This is a genomic window from Caulobacter sp. 602-2 (assembly GCF_011043625.1).
Classification (GTDB): Bacteria; Pseudomonadota; Alphaproteobacteria; order Caulobacterales; family Caulobacteraceae; genus Caulobacter.
Window position 1 is genome coordinate 194,405 of sequence record NZ_JAAKGT010000007.1, and the last position, 19,611, is coordinate 214,015.

Sequence of the window (19,611 nt, forward strand, 5' to 3'; positions counted from 1 at the left end):
CTCTTTTCGTGTCGATTGCGACATGCTTATTTCAATCATGACACCGGTGGCTAACCGGGCGAGACGGTCGACAAGGCCGCGGCATGGGAAGGGGAGGCGGTTCGATGAACAGCTCTGCGCGCGACTCAAGCGCGACATCGCGCGGCCGATCCACAGGCGGTGAGCGCCCCGCCGAAGAGCCCGTCCTCGATATCGCCCGGGTCTTCCAGGCGGATGTGGGCGACATGCTGACCCGCTCTCTCTGCCGCCAGATCCGCGAGGCCTTGCTGGAGGGCAAGGTGGTCGACCTGCCCGGCGTCGGGCGTTTCGAAATCCGCGACAAGCGCCGCTACGGCCTCGTCAATCCGATGAGCGGGGTTCGCGCCGATCTCGGCGGCGAGCGCGCCGTCGTCTACCGGCCCGATCGCAAGCTGTTGCGCGACCTGAACTCTTCTCGAGGCGATGTTTGATGAGCGTATCCGTCCGCAGCCGTCGCTTCGGCGTGGTCTCGTTGCTGGCGTTGGCCCTGGCGTCGGCGCCGGCCGTCGCCCTGGCGGGCGCCGACGCCTTCCATGACGTCACGCTGTCGCCAGAGGTTCGCGCCGCCGATCTGGTTTCGCGCATGACCCTGGAGGAGAAGGCCGGCCAGCTGAAGCATGCCGCGCCAGGGATTCCGCGCCTTTCCGTGCCCGCCTTCAACTGGTGGAGCGAGGGCCTGCACGGTGTGGCTCGCGCGGGCGAGGCCACGGTGTTTCCACAGGCCATCGGCATGGCCGCCACCTGGGACGTTCCGTTGATCCAGGACGTGGCCGACACCATCGCCACCGAGTTTCGCGCCAAGTACGTCGAAAAGCGCGGCGCTGACGGAAGCTCCGGCCAGTATCGGGGGCTGACCGTCTGGTCGCCCAACATCAACATCTTCCGTGATCCGCGCTGGGGTCGAGGACAGGAGACCTGGGGCGAGGACCCGCACCTGACCGCCGAGTTCGGCGTCGCCTTCGTCCACGGCCTGCAGGGCGAAGATCCCAAGCACTACAAGACCGCCGCCACCGCCAAGCACTTCGCCGTGCACAGCGGACCCGAGGCCGACCGACACCACGACGACATCCATCCCAGCAAGCACGATCTGGCCGACACCTACCTGCCGGCCTTCGAGGCGCTGGTGAAGCGCGGCAAGGTCGAGTCCGTCATGTGCGCCTACAACGCCGTCGACGGCGTGCCGGCCTGCGCCAGCGACTTCCTGCTGAAGGACACGCTGCGCGGCAAGTGGGGCTTCAAGGGCCACGTGGTCTCGGACTGCGCCGCCATCGCCGACGTCTTCCTGCCGACCTCGCACAACTACGCCAAGACGCCGGCCGAAGGCGTGGCCGTGAGCCTGAAGGCCGGCACCGACCTGATCTGCGCCGAGTTCGGGCTTAACAAGAGCGCCGAGATCGGTCCGATCGTGGAGGCGGTGCAGAAGGGGCTGCTGACCGAGGCGGAACTCGACCAGGCCGTTCGTCGTCTGTTCGTCGCCCGCATCAAGCTGGGTCTCTTCGATCCGCCGGCTAATGTCGCCTATTCGAAGATCAAGCCCGCCGACAACGACACGCCCGCCAACCGCGCCCTTTCGTTGAAGACGGCCCAGGCCTCGATGGTGCTGCTGAAGAACGACGGCCTGCTGCCGCTGAAGGCCGCGCCCAGGCGCATCGCGGTGATCGGTCCGAACGCCGACAGCCTCGACGCGCTGGTCGGCAACTACAACGGCACGCCCTCCAGGCCAGTGACGGTGCTGGCCGGGATCCGCGCGCGCTATCCGGATGCGGACGTGACCTTCGTCGAGGGGACGGGGCTGGTCGGCGCGCCGATGAACACCCTGCCCAATGACGCGCTCTGCGCCGACGCGGCCTGCGTCGCCAAGGGCGTGAAGCTCGAGACCTTCCAGGGTCTGGACCTGGCCGGTGAGGCCAAGGTCGAAAGCGCCGCCAACGTCCAGGTCGGGTGGGGGCGTCCCCAGCGCGAAAAGCGCCAGACCTCGACGCGCTGGACGGGGTTCCTCAAGCCGACCGAGACCGGCGTCCATCGCTTCACCCTGCGGGGCGAAGGCGGCTATCGGGTGATCGTCGACGGCAAGGTCGTGGTCGACGCCTGGAAGCGCCCCGTCGACGCCACGCCAGAGGGCGCTGTCGCCCTGACCGCGGGCCGGTCGCACGCCATCACTGTCGAGGCCTGGCAGGACGGCGATCGCGGTGACCAGCGCCTGACCTGGAGCAAGCCCAGCCAGGGCGCCGAGGCCACGATCGCCGCGGCCAAGGACGCGGATCTGGTGCTGTTTGTCGGCGGCCTGACCGCCAAGCTGGAAGGCGAGGAGATGTCGGTCCGCGCACCGGGCTTCGCCGGCGGCGACCGTACCCGCATCGACCTGCCCGCGCCGCAGCAGAGCCTGCTGGAAGGCCTGCACGCCACCGGCAAGCCCGTGGTGCTGGTGCTGATGAACGGTTCGGCCATGGCCGTGAACTGGGCTGACGAGAAGCTGCCGGCCATCGTTGAGGCCTGGTATCCGGGCGGGGAGGGCGGCCACGCCGTGGCTGGCCTGATCGCAGGCGACTTCAGCCCATCCGGCCGTCTGCCGCTGACCTTCTATCGCTCGGTCGACCAGCTGCCGCCGTTCAAGGACTACGGCATGGCCGGGCGCACCTATCGCTATTTCGGCGGCGAGGCGCTCTATCCGTTCGGCCATGGGCTGAGCTTCACCCGCTTCACCTACGGCCAGCCGAAGGTGGCCAGGTCGGTGAAGGCCGGCGAAGCGATGAAGATCAGTGTCGATGTCGCCAACACCGGCGGCCGCGACGGCGACGAGGTCGCGCAGCTCTATGTCTCGCGCGGCGCGGCAGGCGCGCCCATTCGTTCGCTGAAGGGCTTCCAGCGGATCGCTCTCAAGGCCGGCGAGACCAAGACCCTGACCTTCGAGCTCGATCCTTCGGCGCTCAGCGTCGTCGACGCCGCCGGCGTGCGCGCCGTCGAGGCCGGTCCGGTCGACCTCTGGATCGGCGGCGGGCAGCCGGTGTCGCGTCCGGGCCTGGCCAAGCCCGCCGGGGTTTCCGCCCGCTTCGACGTCACCGGCCGGAAGGTGCTGCCGTGAAGCTGGATCGTCGTTCCTTCCTGGCCGCCGGCGGCGCGGGTCTGGCCGTGACCGGCATGGCCGCGCCGGCGTCGGCCGACGACCTGCTGGCCGTGCCCGACGGGGGCTGGAGCCTCTGGATCGACCAGGCCGCATCCTGGAAGGACGATGCGCTGCACCTGCCCAGCGCCGTCGACCTGAAGGCGCTGCCGGTCAATCCGCCGACCGGCGGCTGGGGCGCGCTCGGATCATCCGACGCCATCACCGTCAGCCTGCCGACCACGGTCGAGGAGCACTTCTGGGGCAGGTTCGCCTCGCGCCCCTACGGCGCCGACGAGTACCGCTACGCCGAGGACGACGACGTGCCCCGCTACGGCGCCTACAAGGGCGTTTCCTGGTGGTCGCGGACGATAGACATTCCCGCCGACGCCAGGGGCAAGCGGGTGCTGCTGAACCTGCGCGGCGCGCGGCTGCGGGCCGAGGTGTTCCTCAACGAGCGGCTGGTCGGCTATTCGATCATGTCGGAGCTGCCGTTCGCCTGCGACCTGACGGCGGCGATGAAGCCGGGCCAGGCCAACCGTCTTTCCATCCGCATCACCAATCCCGGCGGCCGCTTCGACTGGCGCGACAGCACCACCATGGTCTGGGGCAAGGTGAAGCTGTTCGCCTCGCACGGCTTCGGCGGGCTCGACCGCGGCATGACGCTGAGCGTGCATCCGCTGGCCGCCCGCATCGACGACGCCTGGGTGCTGAACACCCCGCAGCCGCGCACCATCACGGCCTTCATGGACGTGGTGCTGGAGCAGCCGGTCGCCGACCCGCAAGGCTTGCGCGCCAAGGCTTCGGCGACCCTCGTCGACGACAAGGGCGCAAGCGTCGCCGCCGACATCAAGCTGGAAGGGCTGGAGACCCTGGAGGGCGGCCGCCGCCTGCGGGCCCGGTTCTTGGTCACCGCGCCCAAGGCCGAGCTCTGGGACCTCGATACGCCGCGCCTGCATCGCCTGCGCCTGTCGTGGGCGCAGGCCCGGCGTGATGTCGATACGCGCGAGGTGCGCTTCGGCTTCCGCTGGTTCGGGGTGGAGGGTGTGGGAACCGACGCCCTGCTGCGCCTCAACGGCCGCCGCATCCGGCTCTATTCGGCTATCTCCTGGGGCTACTGGGGCTTCAACGGCCTGTGGCCGACCAAGGAGCTGGCGCGTCGTGAGGTCGCCGCCGCCCACGCGCTGGGCCTGAACGCGCTGCACTTCCACCGCAACGTCGGCAAGCCCGAGGTCTTCCAGGCGATGGACGAGATGGGCCTGCTGCGGGTGATGGAGCCCGGTGGCGGCCGCCATGCCATCGGTCGCGACCTCAAGCCGGGCGAGAGCCTCAATCCCGCCGACGCGTTCAGCCGCCAGTTCATGGTCGAGAAGTGCCAGGCGATGGTGCGGGCGTTCCGTTCGCATCCGTCGCTGGCCCACTACACTTTGCAGAACGAGATCGGCGCAAACCTGGCCAATCCCGACGTGCAGTTCGTGCTCAAGGCCATGCACGACCTTGATCCCAGCCGCGCGGTCATCCTCAACGACGGCTTCGTCAAGCGCGGCGCGGCCCAGGCGATGTACCTGCCGTACAACGACCACTACTTCCGTTCGGATGTCGAGGAATGGGGCGGCTGGTGGGTGGAGCACCAGGGCGCCGGCGACCAGTGGTACGACAAGTTCTACGCGTCCAAGGACGACTACATCCACATGCAGAAGGGCAAGCCCTTCATCGTCGAGTTCGGCGAGATGCAGGGCTGCGCCGTGGCCGACAACCACGTGGCCATGGTCGCCGAGATCCTGGCCAAGGGCGGCAAGAGCTACGACCTGGAGGACCACAAGGTCATCGTCGAGGCCACCAGCGCCTATCTGGATCGCTGGGGTTTCCGCAAGGCGTTCCCGACCACCGAGGCCTTGTTCCTGTCGGTCGGGCGCAAGGCCTACGAGGCCTGGCGCAACTATCTGGAGAACATCCGCCTGGGCGAAACTGTCGACGTCGCGGCCATCTCGGGCTGGGAAAGCACGGCGATCGAGAACCATTCGGGGATCGTCGACGCCCTGCGCGGCTTCAAGGCTGATCCGGTTCTGATGAGCCAGAGCCTGCGGCCGGCCCTGGCCGTGGCCAAGCCCCGCAGGCTGGCCTACGCGCCGGGCGAGGCGGCGGAACTGGATCTGTGGCTGTTCAACGACACCGGCGGGCCGGTCGTCGGTGATCTGGTGCTCAGCATCGTCGGGCCGGATGGCGCGGCGCGAGCGGCGGGGCGCTGGCGAGCGCCCCCGCACGAGGCCGACCGCATGTCGTGGCTGGTAGCCGAGAGCGTGCGCGCGCCAGCCTTCGAGCGGGAAGGGCGGCATGTGATCCGCCTGACCCTCGCCGGCAAGGGCGAGGTGGTGTCCGACCGCGAGGTCTGGGTCGCCGCGCCGGTCGGCGGCTCGCGTCGCAAGTTGAAGGTCGCCGTCTCCGGCGTCGCCAGGAGCCTGCGCAGCCAGCTGGAGAAGCAGGTCGGGGTCACGGTCGAGGACTTCAAGGCCGGCGTCCGCTACGACGGGATCGTCGCTTCGGGCCTGAAGGCCGACGAGATCGTCCGCCGCCAGGTCGGCGAGCAGACGGGCCTGGAGGCCCAGCCCAAGAAGGGCGAGAAGCCGCAACTGGTCCTGGGCGAGCTTCCACTCGAGGTGCTGGCCGCGGTGTCGAGCGGAACGCCGCTGTTGGCGGTGGTGCAGGAGGACGGCCTGGCCGAGGGCGTGGCCAGGCAACTGGCTGGTCTTGGCCTCTTCACCTACGCCGGCCAGGTCGGCGGCCTGCGGGCGCCCTGGATGGGCAACTGGAACTATGTGCGGCGCCATCCGACCTTCGCCGGCATCCCGTCCGACATGGCCATGAGCGTGCTGCACCAGGTGGAGGGCCAGCCCTCGAACGGCCTGCTGGTCGACGGGGAGGACGTCGAGGTGATCGCCGCCTACAGCCGCGATCACGACCGCCACAACGGCGCGGCCAGCTTCACCGCGCGCAAGGGCGCGGCGAGGGTGCTGGTCCATCGCCTGCCCGACATGGTCGCCCCTCTCCAGACGCGCTGGCTGAGCAATGCGCTGGACTGGCTGGCGGCCGATCCGATCACGAGCCCTGGAGGGTGAGCGACGATGTCTAGCGCCTAGAGCCGAGACCAGGACGGCGGCCAGCCGCCGTCCGTGAAGACCAAGAGATCAGTGTGGGCTTTCTCGCCGCCGCGCCCCTGGCGCGGCGAACGGGAGCGCTTGCGCCAAAGCCGACGCGTCCGGAGCGACGCGCTCAACAATTGGGAGGGAAATAGGGATGACCAAGCACAAGATGGGCAAGGCGCCGCCGCGCACACGGCTGCTGGCCGGAATTTCGAGCCTGACGGTGGCCGCGCTGCTGACGCCGGCCGTCGCCCTGGCCCAGGCCGCTTCGCCGCCGCCGGCCGACCAGCCGATCACCGACAACGCGGTCAGCGAGGTGGTCGTCACCGGCTATCGCGCCGCCCTGCGCAGCGCCATCGACACCAAGAAGAACTCGGACGTGATGCTCGACGCCATCAACGCCGAGGACATCGCCGACTTCCCCGACAGCAACCTGGCGGAGTCGCTGCAGCGCCTGCCGGGCATCTCGATCGACCGCGACAACGGCGAGGGCCGCACCATCAGCGTGCGCGGCCTGTCGGGCGACTTCAGCCGGGTGCGGATCAACAACATGGAGGCCCTGTCGACGGGCGCCAGCAACGATTCCGGCTCCAGCCCCAACCGCTCGCGCGCCTTTGACTTCAACGCCTTCGCCTCGGAGCTGTTCAGCTCGGTGCGGGTGCGCAAGTCGTCGTCCGCCGAGGCCGACGAGGGCTCGCTGGGCGCCACCGTCGACCTGATCACCGGCCGCCCGTTCGACTACAAGAAGGGCGCCTTCGCCCTGTCGGCCGAGGACAGCTATTACGAGAACGGCAAGAAGCACAGCCCGCGCATCACGGGCCTGGTTTCCAACCGCTGGTTCGACGGGCGCGTGGGCCTGCTGCTGTCGGCCGCCTACGCCAAGCGCACCTCCGAGGACGACACCTACGCCCGCGGCGGCGGCTCGTCCGACTACGTCTATCGCGGCTCGACCTGGACGGGCGACGAACTGCCGGGCCGGGCGGGTTTCGCAGCGCCGACCGGCACGGTGTTCACCGCCCTGATCCCGACCACCCTGACGGGGGCGGCGCTGGACGCCTACAAGGCCAATCCGGCCAACTACTACAACCCGCTGGCCAATCCGCTGGCCTATGCGGAGATGACGGGATCGGACCCGGCCGCCTACGCCAAGCTCTATCCCAACTGCGCGGCGACCAGCGGGCAGCCGGTGACCGGCCTGACCCCGACCTCGCCGGGCTGCAACGACAGCCAGATCCGCTTTCCGGCCCTGCCGTCGATCGCCCAGCGCGACGTCGAAACCGAGCGCCTGGGCCTGACCGGCGCGTTCCAGTTCGAGATCGGCCCGCGCACCAAGCTGACGGTCGACGGCCTCTATTCGCGGTTCGAGAGCGTCAGCACCAACTACCAGCTGTCGCCGGTGGGGCTGAACCGCAACAACACCAACGCCAGCTACTCGTACGGGGCCAACACGCCCACCGCGACGGCGCGCGCCGGCACCGCCATGACCGACGCCCAGCGTCGCGCGCTCTATCCCGGCGGCTGCACCTTCACGGCCGAGACCGACCTGAACCCTGGTCAGGACTGCGGCCAGCAGCTTTACGGCCAGAACCCGGTCAGCGGCTACACCTACAGCTACAACCCCTACAACCTGGATCCGTACGAGTACTACACCAACCCGTCCTCGCCCGGTTACGCGGGCCCCGCGGCCAGCCTGCCGTTCCGCGGCGACCTGATCGGCCGCCCGTCGGTGAAGCTGCTCGACGCCGAGGTGGTGGGCCAGAACGCCGAGTACCTGAAGTTGGGCAATGTCGACTGGCGCTCGGGCGCCGACCGCGGCGCCTACACCACCGACTTCCGCCAGGTGTCGGCCGAGCTGACCCACGAGTTCAGCGACAAGCTCAAGGCCACCGCTTCGTACGGGGCCTCGCGATCGGAGAACAAGAACACTGGCACCCTGGTCGAGTTCAACTACATGGACGCCCAGGAGCCCTTCATCTTCGACGAGCGCGGGGCCTCGGGCATGCCGCGCTTCGACGCCGGGTTCGATGCGGCCGATCCCAACAAGTGGGGCATCGTCAAGGGCTTCTCGGGGATGCGCCACTACAAGCGCAACACCCTGAACACCTATAACGGCGGCAAGATCGACGTCGCCTACGAGCTGGACGACAACTGGACGATCAAGTTTGGGGTCACCGGCCGCAAGTACGAGTTCTCGACCGACCAGTACGAGCGCAACAACGACCTGCTGAACCCGACCGAGAAGGAGGCCGGGGTGACCAGCGCCTCGCTGGGCCAGGTCATCGAGTTCGGCCAGGGGCTGGACGTGCCGCAAGGCTCGACCACGCGCTTCTATGCGCCGAACCTGGAGGCCTTCAGCAGCGTGTTCGGCTTCGACTGCGACTGCATCAACAAGTACGGCGACTTCCGCATCACCCGGAAGCGCAACCGCTCGGCCTCGTTCGAGGTGGCCGAGAAGAACCTCGCCTACTATGCCCAGTTCGGCTTCAACTATCAGGTCTGGGGCGGTCGCCGTCTGTTCGGCAATTTCGGCGTCCGCCAGGCCGAGACCGAAGTGGAGTCGCTGGGCGAGACCACGGCCGGCCGTCCGATCCGCGGCGAGAACAAGTACACCGACACCCTGCCGTCCGGTAACCTGACCTGGGAGGCGCTGGACAACCTCTACATCCGCGTCGCGGCGGCCAAGGTCATGGCCCGACCGCTGCTGGGCAACCTGTCGCCGGCCGTCACCGGCGTCAGCATTCCGGGCGACGGCTCGGTCACCGGCGGCACCCTGACCGTCGGCAACCCGAAGCTCTCGCCGTTCCGCGGCAAGGCCTTCGACGTCGCCGCCGAGTGGTACTTCACCGAAGGCGGCCTGATCAGCCTGGGCTACTTCCGCAAGGACATCGACTCCTACCCGCAGACGGTCTTCTACGAGGCGCCGCTGTCGGAGTTCCTCGACGCCGACGCCATCGCCCAGCTGCGCCTGCAGTTCCCGGGCGAGACAGGCGGCGACGTCTTCCGTCGCGCCTACATCGACGCCGACAACGTGATGTTGGCCCGCCAGGTGCGCGACGCGCCCGGCGGCGTGCTGCAGGGCTGGGAGTTCAGCTACCAGCAGGACTTCACCTTCCTGCCCTGGTACTTCAAGAACCTCGGCGTCCAGTTCAACATGACCAAGCTGGACACCGAGCTGAAGTACATCCTCGACCCCGGCGCGGTGAACGCCACGACGGGCGTGGTGACCAAGGCTCCGGTCTACGGCACCGGTCCTTGGCTGGGCTCCTCGCCCAAGGGGATCAACTTCACGGTCTATTACGAGACCAAGAAGTTCAACGCCCGGGTCTCGATGGCTCAGCGCGACCAGTACTACACCAAGTATCCGATCGCCTCGGGCAACTGCGACCCGGGCCTGCAGGCCAACGGCTCGGCCTGCGACGGCCCGCTGATCAACGAGTTCGAAGGGGCCAAGTCGACGATGAACGTCGACTTCTCGATGCGCTACCAGCCGATGAAGCAGGTCAGCATCACCTTCGAGGCGCTGAACATCACCGACGAGAAGTCCGAGCGCTTCGTCTACAACGACCCGGTCATCCTCTCGTACGGCGGCAGCGGCCCCAACTACCGGATCGGCGTGCGCTACAAGTACTAGCGCGCCGCGAGACTGGTCGCCGCGCCCCTCCGCGCGGCGGCCACCCCCTTCGGCTTTCCCCAGGGCTCGAAGGCGGCCTCGGCGGAGGATCTCGCGGTCCTCCGCCGCTTCTTTTTTCATGTCGACCAGGAACTGGCGATGAAGATGTCCAAGCTGATGCCGATGGATCGCCGGACGGTGCTGGCCGGGGCTGGAGCGGTGCTGCTGGCGCCGACGGCGACGCGGGCGGGCGTCCCCGACTTCGCCGCCCTGGGCTGGGCAAGCGACAAGGGCGGGGAGGGCGGGCGAACCTTGCGCGTCACCACCCTGGCCGCCGACGGCCCCGGCTCGTTCCGCGCCGCCGTCGAGGCTTCTGGGCCGCGCAAGGTGGTGTTCGACGTCGCCGGCGTCATCGATCTGGGCCGCAAGAGCATCCGCATCCGCGAGCCGTTCTTGACCGTGGCCGGCGAGACCGCGCCGTCCCCGGGGATCACGTTCATCCGCGGGGGCGTCCAGGTCGAGAGCCACGATGTCGTGCTGCGTCACCTGCGGGTGCGGGCGGGCCGCGACGGGGCGGCTGATCGCAGCGGCTGGGAGGTGGACGGGATCACCTGCTGGAAGGCCCGCGACGTCATCGTCGACCACTGCTCGATCGCCTGGGCCACCGACGAGAACCTGTCGGCCTCGGGGCCGCGGTTCGACGGCGGCGACACGGTCGAGGCCTGGCGCGCCGGCACCTCGCACCGGATCACCTTCAGCAACAACATCGTCTCCGAGGGGCTGTCGCACGCCAGCCACGTCAAGGGCGAGCACTCCAAGGGCACGCTGATCCACGACAACGCCACGCAGGTGCTGATCGCGGGCAACCTCTACGCCCACAATCTGGAGCGCAACCAGCTGTTCAAGGGCGCGGTGCACGCCGTGTCGGTCAACAATCTGATCTACGACCCCGGCACGCGGGCCATGCACTACGCGCTGAACGCGCCCGAATGGGAGGGGCGGGCCTGGCAGGTCGGCCAGCTGGCGCTGGTCGGCAACGTGGTGCGCGGCGGCGCCTCCACCAGACCCGACCTGCCGTTCCTGATCGTGGAGGGGCAGGGCGATCTCGACCTCTACGCCCATGACAACCATGCGGCCTATGCCGGCGGGGCGGCGATGCCGGACCTGCGGGTGCTGCCGACGACGCCTCTGCCGCGGGTTCGGCGCCTGCCGGCCGCGCCGCTGTGGCCTGAAGGGCTGAAGGCCCTGCCGGCCTCGGCCGTCGAGCGTCACGTCCTGGCGGGCGCCGGCGCGCGGCCTTGGGATCGCGACGCCGTCGACCTTCGCGTCCTTGGCCAGGTGAAGGACGGAACCGGCCGGGTGATCGACGACGAGGCCGAGGTCGGCGGCTATGCGAGCGCCGGCCGGGCCAAGGCCTGACATCTCGATTCGACCGTTTCAGGTCGCTTTCAGAAAAACATCGGTCACTTGTAGGAGTTTTTATGGCTCCCGCAGGTGGCCATACCGCTCGCTCCGGCCAAGCCGTCTGAGCGAGCGTTGTTCGTTGTTTCGTCGAAGTTTTTGAGCTTTCGGACGGAATTCCTCTCCGCCTATGTCAACGCTGTCATAGCCCGATACCTCGCGACCTGCTTATCGCATTGATCATAACAATAACTTGTCTGAGTATCTCGGTTATGCAACAAAGTGGTCAGGCCAAAAATGGCAAGGCCTGACGGCTTCGACCGTCAGGGAGGGCGGGAGGAAACGATGATCACGACAGTACCGGCCGGCGCATAGCGACGGCCCGGCCGAGCCCCGCGCGGGGTCGTCCGGGCGACGTCGCCGATTGCAGTCCATGAGCCTGGCGGGCGGCCAAAGACGCCCCCCGCGAGAATAAGAAGACTTTGGGAGAGGAAGTAATGAAGCGCTTCAGCGCGCGCGGCCGCACGGCCGCGGCCGTGTCGATCATCGCCTTGAGCGCGGCCGTCTGGCCGGTCCAGCATGCCGTCGCACAATCCGAAACCGTCAAGACCTCCGGATCGGTGGAATCCCCGACCGAAGTCGAGGCCATCGTCGTCGGGGCGCGGGCCTCGCAGCAGTCGTCGATCGCGCGCAAGAAGCGCAGCGCGACGGCCCAGGACTCCATCGTCGCCGACGACGTCGGCTCGTTCCCCGACAGCAATGTCAACGAAGCCATGTCGCGCATCGCCGGCGTCGCCATCGAGCGCAACGGCTTTGGTGAAGGCGACGGCGTCTCGATCCGCGGCAACGGCGCGGACCTGACCCGCGTCGAACTGGACGGCATGGGCGTGGCCGCCTCGGGCTTCAGCCTGGCCGTCGGCGACGGCGGGGGTCGCGCCGCCGACCTGCGTGAATTCCCGGCCGAAATGATCAAGAGCCTGGACGTCATCAAGGGGCAGACGGCCGACATGACCCCGGGCGGCCTGGGCGCCACCGTCCAGATCCAGACCCGCACGGGCCTGGACTTCAAGAAACCCTACCTGTCGATCCGCGGCGCCGCCGCCGGCAACTCGCTGTCGCGCAAGGCCTCGCCTGAACTGGGCGTGGTGGCCTCGCGCAAGTTCCTGGACGACCGTCTCGGCGTGATCGGCAACATCAGCTACAGCAAGCGCCTGAACGACAGCCACGCGCTGAACAACGGCGGCTCGAACAACGCCCAGGGCTATACGCGCTTCGCCGACTTCGACAATTCGCCGGACAAGACCTTCAGCTACAACCCGGCCACCGCCAACGGCGTCGGCGCCACCGACCCGATCGCTTCGTGGGCCATGGTCGGCGGCGGCACGTTCAACGCGCCCACGCCGCTGGACGTCTACACCAAGTCGGCCGCGGCCAAGACCAAGGCCGAGTGTCTGACCGCGTTCCCGACGCTGACCGACGCCCAGCTGGGCACGATCGTGGCCGGCAGCAACGGCGCCAACCGCCAGGCCGCCCAGGCCGCGCAGATCAACGCCCAGATCAGCTGTCTCAACCAGTGGAACGACTACGCGCCCAACCTGGTGCGCGACCAGAACCTGACCCAGTACGAAGACCGCCTGTCCTGGGACCTGCGCTTCGACTACCGCGTCAATGACGACCTGACGATCTTCGCCAAGTACCAGGTCGCAAACCGCGAGCAGAACGAGAACAACCGCCAGCGCACCCGCGGCGGCATCACCTCGCTGTACGCCGCCTCGCAGAACCAGACGGCGACCTCGCTGGTCACCAACACCTTCTACCCGGCCGGCACGCCCAACGTGCTCTCGGCCATCCCGGGCGGCGGTTTCTACATCTACAACCAGGGCATGCCGACGGCGCCGTTCACGATCGACACCACGCCGGGCTCGAGCGTGACCAACAACGCGTTCCCGCTGATGGGCGTGGCGGCCAACATCGTGCCGGGCTCCATCCAGATGGACGGCAACCACCATCTGACCCAGTTCGACATCACCAACGCCGCGCTGGGCATCGACCAGATCCAGAACGACCAGATCTGGAAGACGAACTACATCTCGGGCGGCGCCAACTACAACCGCGGTCCGCTGACCATGGACCTGATCTTCGGCCGCAACGAGAGCGACTACTCGCGCACCGACCTGCGCTTCTCGCGCAGCTACACCTATGGCAACGCGACCATGCGGGCGCTGGAGAACGGCATCTGGACGATCGACATGCCGTCGTCCTTCGATGACACCGACATGCGCAACTACGCCCAGCTGAACGTGCCGACGGCGGTGGGCCAGCCGGCCTACTCGAACGCCTATCGTCTGGTCTTCAATCCGCGGAAGGTCGAGAGCGCCGAAGACCAGCTGAAGTTCGACGTCACCTACCTGCCCGACATGCCGCTGTTCACGCGCTTCAAGGCGGGCGTCCTCTATCGCAAGGGCACGGCCAATTCGTGGGGCGGCGGCGGCTACTCGCCCGACCCCGGCGTCTTCGTGCCGACCCTGACCCTGCGCGGCGACGTGCGGGCCTGCGCGAACGTCGCCTCGACCCTGCCGGCCAACGCCTGCGCCTACGGCTACGCCGCCAACCCGACCACCGGCGTTAACTTCCTGTACGGCCTGGAGACCCTGACCCAGGCCCAGCTGATCGACATCTTCCAGAGCTCGATCGAGCATAACTCCGGCAAGTTCATGCCGGGTTACAAGGGCGTCTCGGGCCTGGAGCTGTGGGATAGCATCGACGTCAAGAAGGCCTTCTCGCAGATGGCCGGCGCGGTGAACTACAACTTCGACTGCCTCAAGGAGTGCACGGCCAGCGACGGCAAGGTCTACCAGCAGCCGTTCAACGAGACCGAGGAGAAGATGGCCTCCTGGTACTGGATGGCCGACCTGGCTCACGACCTGCCGTTCGGCATGGAGTTCCGCGGCAACCTGGGTTCGCGGATGTTCAAGACCGAGGTCGAGGGCTCGGGCTACGTGACCCTGGCCACGACCTTCAAGAACGCGGCCTTCGACCCCAACAACCCCAACGCCACGGCCGGCGTCACCACCACCAACCGCGTTCGCCCGGTGTCGATCAACAAGAGCTACACCGGCTGGCTGCCGTCCTACAACGCGGCCGTCTGGGCGATCCCCGACAAGGTCGTGCTGCGTTACTCGTGGGCCAAGACCATCGCCCCGCCGGCGATGAAGTACCTGTGGCCGGGCGGCACCTGCACCTATGACGAACGTCGCGACGGCGTGACCGACGCCGACGGTTCCGAGCAGGACATGGCCTGCGGCACCTTCGGCAACGCCGAACTGAAGCCGTACCAGGCGACCAAGAACAACACGAGCCTGGAGTGGTATCCCAACAAGGACACCTCGTTCAGCCTGGCCTACTACCGCCAGAAGGTGCGGGTCGGCGGCCCGCTGGCCGTGCCGATCAAGAACGTCAACGTCTTCGAAGGCACCGACTTCGAGATCCCGGGCACCGGCGGCAAGAAGTTCTCGGACTACGAGTTCGGCATGACCACCTATGAGAACGGCCCCGGCTATGTGCAGTCGGGCTGGGAGTTCGTGGCGCGAACGGCCTTCACCTACCTGCCGTGGAAGCTCAGCAAGACCGGCATGGACTTCAACATCTCGACCACCAAGTCGGGCAACGCGGTCACCTACATGGACCCGCTGACCGCCGAGGCGCTGGATCCGCAAGGCCAGTCGAAGTACTTCGCCAACCTGGTGTTCTGGTACGACGACGGCGTCACCAAGGCCCGTATCGCCTACCAGACCCGCGACCGCGTGCTGTCCTGCATCTCGCCGTGCGGCAACACCAGCGCCTCGCCGGTGGCCAACGCGCCCAACACCAACATCGGCAACTACGTGCGCTTCCCGTACAACCCGAGCGAGCCCTACTACTCCGAGCAGTACGAGTATCTGGACGCCAAGATCTCGCGGAGGATCAACAAGAACCTCGAGGTCTACCTGGAAGGCCGCAACCTGCTGCAGGCCGCCCGCCTGTCGGTGGGCTCGGACGACCGCGGCTTCGAAGGCCGCGCCAATCCCTGGTCGGTCCAGTACGGCGGCTCGCGCTTCGCCCTCGGCTTCACCTACCGGAACTAAGACTCTCCGTTCCGGTCGGCTCCTGGCCCTTCCCTGGAAACAGGGGAGGGCCTTTTGCTGTCGGCGCGGGCTCCCTCCGTCCGCTTCGCGGTTACCTGCTCCAGAGGGGGGCATCTACTGGCGCCTAGGCGCTCCCCCTCTGGGGGGGGCTGTCGCGGAGCGACTGAGGGGGACCCCTAGCGCCGGCGCTGGCCCCCTCCGGCCCTCTGGGCCACCTCCCCCAGAGGGGGAGGATCTGTGGCTGGCGCCTTGCGTCCTTCGAGGCCCGCTGCGCGGGCGCCTCAGGATGAGGAATTCCGTGCAAGGAGGCCCTCATCCTGAGGTGCGAGGCGAAGCCGAGCCTCGAAGGACGCACGACTTCTCAGCCCCGCGCTTCGCGCCACCTCCCCAAAGAGGGAGAGGTTTCACTGGTCTGACCAGATTGCGCCAGGCGCTCCCAGTATCGTGAGGCGGGAAGGTGAAGATTACCCATGGGGATGTAGATAATCGTTACGTTTCATGGATTTTCCATTTCGTGATGACAGCGCTATTAGCGCGAAAGTTGCGAAAATTGGTCAGGCCGCCGTTGCAGCCTCCGGGGGCTTCCGGTAGAAGGGGAGGGTGTTCGGCGTCTGCGAGCCGACCACAACCTTCATAGTTCCCCTCCGGCCGACCAAGACGACGGGTCGGCCTTTTTTTGCGCGGTCGCCCGGGGCGCGCGACTGTTGCCGGCCGCAGGCGACGGCGCCTATAGCGGGGCATGACCTTGTCCCTTGGGCCCGACTGGGAACGTGAACTGTGGGCCTCGCCCTATCGGCTCAGGTTCGAGCTGAACCAGGGCGGCTCCCATGTGACGATGTTCACCAGCAGCTATGACCGCGCACGGATCCTGGCGCGCGCGGCGCTGCCGACAGACGCCCCGATCGGCGTGATCGCCGCCAATCCCGAGCCCGAGGCGGAACTGGGCGCCGAGTGGCGCGGCTGGACGAAGGGAACCGCCTTTGGCCATCTGAAGAGGATGGGGGTCAGGACCAAGGCCCATCTGGCGACCTGGAAGGGCTATGTGTGGCCGGACGACGAGGCCGACGACGAGGCCGGGACCTGGGTCCACCGCGCGGTGCGCCTGACCTGGGAACAGGCCGACATCCTGCTGTGGAGCCAGATCGCGCACGATATCGGCGTGACGCCGCAGGCGCCGGTGCAGTCCAAGCTGGTCGACCTGGAACGCGGCGTCTGCGTCAACGCCTATGACGACCGGGGCATGGACGTGACGGCGCTCTCGCCGGAGCCGATCCTGGAGCTCTATCGCCGCTTCGACGACTGGCTGCTCGATTATGACCGGCCGCGCATGGCCGAGGCGTTCGGGACCTGAGGCCGCGCCGCTAGCGGCACAGGCCCTTGGGGTCCACGCGCTCGACGGTCGGGGCGGGCGCCGGCAGGGCGATCCCCCGGGCCTTGGCCGTGCGCTCCATGATCCCGCCGCCGCCGGGAATGGCCTGCGCCTGCGCGTAGGCCGGGTCCTTCTGGGCGTCCTGCAGCGTGACGTAGCGGGCGCCTGCCGCGTCGAGGTGGTCCATCACCTGGGGCAGCATATGCGCCGACCAGCCGCCGATGTGGGTGAGCAACACCTGCGGGATCATCCGGCCGTAGACCGCCTGGGAGACCACCCGCATGCGCGCCAGTTCATCGTCGACGCCGCGCAGGTACTGATCTTCCATGGCCTTGATCGCGGCCTGGTCGTCCTTGGCGACGCAGCGTGCGTAGGCATCGCTGTAGCTCCAGTCGCTGAACGAAATGGTCACGTGGGCGACCTTGTAGCCGTGGGCGGCGAGATAGGCGGCCGCGCCCTGGTGGCGCTCGGGGCGCGTGCCGGCCGTCAGGTTGGGAAACCTCAGATACCGCCAGTCCTGGCCCTTCATCCGCTGGGCCACCGCCGGCTCGCCGGCCTCGAGGTCGGCGATCCAGGCCTCCAGCGTGTCGGCCTTCTCGAGATTGAGGTGGCTGGCGGTGTGGTTGCCCAGCGGGTGGCCGGCGGCGCGCCAGGCATCGAGCACGGCGTCGCCTTGCGTGTCGGTCGTGTTGATCGAATTGACGAAGCCGAAGGCCTGGACGACGCCGTGCGCCTTGAAGGCGTCGATGTGCGTGCGGGCGATCGACAGGCGGGTCATGCCCGGCGGCAGGGCGCCGTGCACGGGCAGGTCGTCGACCGTGACGGCGACGTCGAAGGCCTGGGCCAGCGCGGCTGCGGGCGCCAGCAAGGCCAGGACGAGAAGGGCGGCGGTCCTCACGAGGTCTTGCCCGCGTAGTAGCGGCGCAGGGTCTCGAAGGCCAGCTTGCGACGGCCCTCGTTGCTGACCAGGCCCTTGCGGTTCCAGTAGTCCTGGTAGCGGGCGTGCCAGCGGCGCGGCGAGCGGAAGTCCTTCAGCACCCAGGGGCTGACGCCGACGAAGCCGTCGCGGTCGAGCAGGGCCAGCGTCTCTTCGAACACCCAGGCCTGGTACTCCTCGGTCCAGCGGTTCTCCTTGGGGCCGCGCTCGCCGTAGAGGGCGTCGGCGCCGAACTCGCTCATCATCATCGGCTTGTCGTGCGGGTTCGAGAACCGCACGGTCTTGGCCTGGTCGGGCGTGCGCGGGCCGTACCAGCCCTCGTACTGGTTGATGGCGACGACATCGAGGTCGGGGGCCAGCGGATCGTCGACTACGAACTGGTTCTGGCCGGCCTTGGCGCCGCCGACGTCGATGTTCTTGTTCAGCGCCGCCGTCAGCAGGCGGGTCGGGTCCAGGCGGCGGATGTCGGCGACCACATGGCGCAGGAAGGTCGTGCGGGCTTGGTGGGTGGGCGTCTCGTTGGCCACCGACCAGAAGGCGACGCTGGCGCGGTTGCGGTCGCGCACCACCATCTCGGCGGCCATGGCGCGGGCCAGGGCCAGGGTCCTGGGGCTCTCATAGGCGACGTCGTCCCAGTAGACGGGGATCTCCGACCAGACCAGCAGGCCCAGTTCATCGCACAGGCGCACGGTGCTTTCCGTATGCGGATAATGCGCCAGGCGGACCATGTCGCAGCCCAGGGCCTTGGCCTCCTCCAAGAGGGCGCGGGCCTCGGGCGGGGTCATGACCCGGCCGCCCTGGGCGCCCAGGGGCTCTTCGTGCAGGGCGACGCCGCGGATGAAGCGGGCCTTGCCGTTGACCAGGATCTGGCGGCCGCGGGCCTCAAGCGTGCGGAAGCCGATGCGGTCGCGGCGCACGTCCTCGCCGGCCTTGAAGGTCACCTCATAGAGGGTGGGCGTCTCGGGCGACCACAGCTTCAGCCCGCGCGGGGGCTTGGCGGAAAGGCGGGCGCGGCCGTCGGGGCCGGTCTTGCCGGTCAGCGTCAGGTTCAGACCGGCGACGGCGACCGAGACGTCGAGGCCGGCTGCCGCCGGACCATCGGCGCGCAGGTCGGCGACGATCTGCCCGCCTTCCAGGCGCAGGAAGGCGTCGCGTAGGAAGGTGGCCGGCGTCTCGACCAGCCAGACCGAGCGGGTGATCCCGCCGTAGTTCTTCCAGTCGAAGTCGAGCGAGGGCAGGGTCTCGGGGCCCACCCGGTCGTCGACACGCAGCACCACGACGTTCTCGCCCGGCTTCAGCTTGCCGGTGACCTCGAAGACGAAGGGCGTGAAGCCGCCCTCGTGGCGGCCGATCTGCTGGCCGTTCAGCCAGACGACGGCGTCGTAGTTCACCGCCTCGAAGCTGAGGAAGCGGCGGCCGCCGGTGTCGGCCGGGGCCTGGAAGCGGCGGTGGAAGTAGATCGGGCCGTCGTACCACTCCAGCGACGGATCGCGGGTGTTCCAGTCGCCGGGGATCTCCATGCGCGGCGAGGCGCTCCAGTCGTACTCGACGACGGGGCCGCCGGGCTGCTGGGCCTCGTCCAGCCAGAAGGCGCGGCGGGCGTTGGGCTTGCGGAAGGCGGAGTCGTTCTGGTCGAGAATGTAGGCCCACAGGCCGTCCAGCGTAATGCGCGGACGGTCGTGCTGTGCGAACAGCAGCAGCGGCTCTTCGCTAGCGGCCAGGGCCGGGGAGGCGGCCTTTTCCTGTGCATGGGCCTGCACCGCGAGGGCGGCGCTGGCGGTCAGGGCGGCTCCGGCCAGGAGCTGGCGACGGCTGGGCGTCATGGGCGGCTTTCTCCCTAAATCGTACTTGCGACCTTCCTAGAGGGTTTGGTCAAGTTTGGCCAGGGCGCATGGTCAGGCCGCTATTGCAA

Annotated in this window: 9 protein-coding genes; 7 read left to right on the forward strand and 2 right to left on the reverse strand. The window is 68.2% G+C overall.

Annotation, left to right across the window (positions count from 1 at the left end; all coding sequences use genetic code 11):
- The first annotated feature begins 104 nt into the window (after nt 1-104).
- The 7 genes from G5B46_RS15830 (at nt 105) to G5B46_RS15860 (ending at nt 16,744) form a co-directional block, all read left to right on the forward strand.
- The gene (locus G5B46_RS15830; protein ID WP_165260184.1) at nt 105-449 is read left to right on the forward strand and encodes an HU family DNA-binding protein; all 345 of its coding nucleotides are present in this window, start codon (nt 105-107) and stop codon (nt 447-449) included.
- Nucleotides 449-3,100: a glycoside hydrolase family 3 C-terminal domain-containing protein gene (locus G5B46_RS15835; RefSeq protein WP_165260186.1), complete on the forward strand. Its 2,652-nt coding sequence runs from the start codon at nt 449-451 to the stop codon at nt 3,098-3,100. Before G5B46_RS15830 ends, G5B46_RS15835 begins: the two co-directional genes overlap by 1 nt.
- Nucleotides 3,097-6,234, forward strand: coding sequence for a sugar-binding domain-containing protein (locus G5B46_RS15840; protein ID WP_165260188.1), 3,138 nt, complete (start codon nt 3,097-3,099; stop codon nt 6,232-6,234). The genes G5B46_RS15835 and G5B46_RS15840 overlap by 4 nt, the downstream gene beginning before the upstream one ends.
- A 178-nt stretch (nt 6,235-6,412) precedes the next feature.
- Nucleotides 6,413-9,889 (forward strand): TonB-dependent receptor, encoded by a 3,477-nt coding sequence (locus tag G5B46_RS15845; RefSeq protein WP_165260190.1) that lies wholly within the window; start codon nt 6,413-6,415, stop codon nt 9,887-9,889.
- Nucleotides 9,890-10,027: 138 nt separating this feature from the next.
- Nucleotides 10,028-11,287, forward strand: coding sequence for a pectate lyase (locus tag G5B46_RS15850; protein WP_165260192.1), 1,260 nt, complete (start codon nt 10,028-10,030; stop codon nt 11,285-11,287).
- A gap of 479 nt (nt 11,288-11,766) precedes the next feature.
- Nucleotides 11,767-15,393 (forward strand): TonB-dependent receptor, encoded by a 3,627-nt coding sequence (locus tag G5B46_RS15855; RefSeq protein WP_165260194.1) that lies wholly within the window; start codon nt 11,767-11,769, stop codon nt 15,391-15,393.
- A gap of 739 nt (nt 15,394-16,132) precedes the next feature.
- Nucleotides 16,133-16,744: a DUF3885 domain-containing protein gene (locus G5B46_RS15860; RefSeq protein ID WP_165260196.1), complete on the forward strand. Its 612-nt coding sequence runs from the start codon at nt 16,133-16,135 to the stop codon at nt 16,742-16,744.
- Nucleotides 16,745-16,754: 10 nt separating this feature from the next.
- Here the strand turns inward: G5B46_RS15860 and G5B46_RS15865 are convergent, their stop codons facing one another.
- Both G5B46_RS15865 and G5B46_RS15870 read right to left on the reverse strand, forming a co-directional pair.
- The gene (locus G5B46_RS15865) at nt 16,755-17,660 is read right to left on the reverse strand and encodes a polysaccharide deacetylase family protein (RefSeq protein WP_205691710.1); all 906 of its coding nucleotides are present in this window, start codon (nt 17,658-17,660) and stop codon (nt 16,755-16,757) included.
- Nucleotides 17,657-19,522, reverse strand: coding sequence for a glycoside hydrolase family 2 TIM barrel-domain containing protein (locus G5B46_RS15870; RefSeq protein ID WP_165260198.1), 1,866 nt, complete (start codon nt 19,520-19,522; stop codon nt 17,657-17,659). The genes G5B46_RS15865 and G5B46_RS15870 overlap by 4 nt, the downstream gene beginning before the upstream one ends.
- Nucleotides 19,523-19,611: the final 89 nt, after the last annotated feature.

What these genes read in the sequence shown, in the direction of transcription:
- G5B46_RS15830 (WP_165260184.1), top strand. Translation starts at nt 105, where the DNA reads ATGAACAGCTCTGCGCGCGACTCAAGCGCGACATCGCGCGGCCGATCC.
- G5B46_RS15835 (WP_165260186.1), top strand. Translation starts at nt 449, where the DNA reads ATGAGCGTATCCGTCCGCAGCCGTCGCTTCGGCGTGGTCTCGTTGCTG.
- G5B46_RS15845 (WP_165260190.1), top strand. Translation starts at nt 6,413, where the DNA reads ATGACCAAGCACAAGATGGGCAAGGCGCCGCCGCGCACACGGCTGCTG.
- G5B46_RS15850 (WP_165260192.1), top strand. Translation starts at nt 10,028, where the DNA reads ATGAAGATGTCCAAGCTGATGCCGATGGATCGCCGGACGGTGCTGGCC.
- G5B46_RS15855 (WP_165260194.1), top strand. Translation starts at nt 11,767, where the DNA reads ATGAAGCGCTTCAGCGCGCGCGGCCGCACGGCCGCGGCCGTGTCGATC.
- G5B46_RS15860 (WP_165260196.1), top strand. Translation starts at nt 16,133, where the DNA reads ATGACCTTGTCCCTTGGGCCCGACTGGGAACGTGAACTGTGGGCCTCG.
- G5B46_RS15870 (WP_165260198.1), bottom strand. Translation starts at nt 19,522, where the DNA reads ATGACGCCCAGCCGTCGCCAGCTCCTGGCCGGAGCCGCCCTGACCGCC.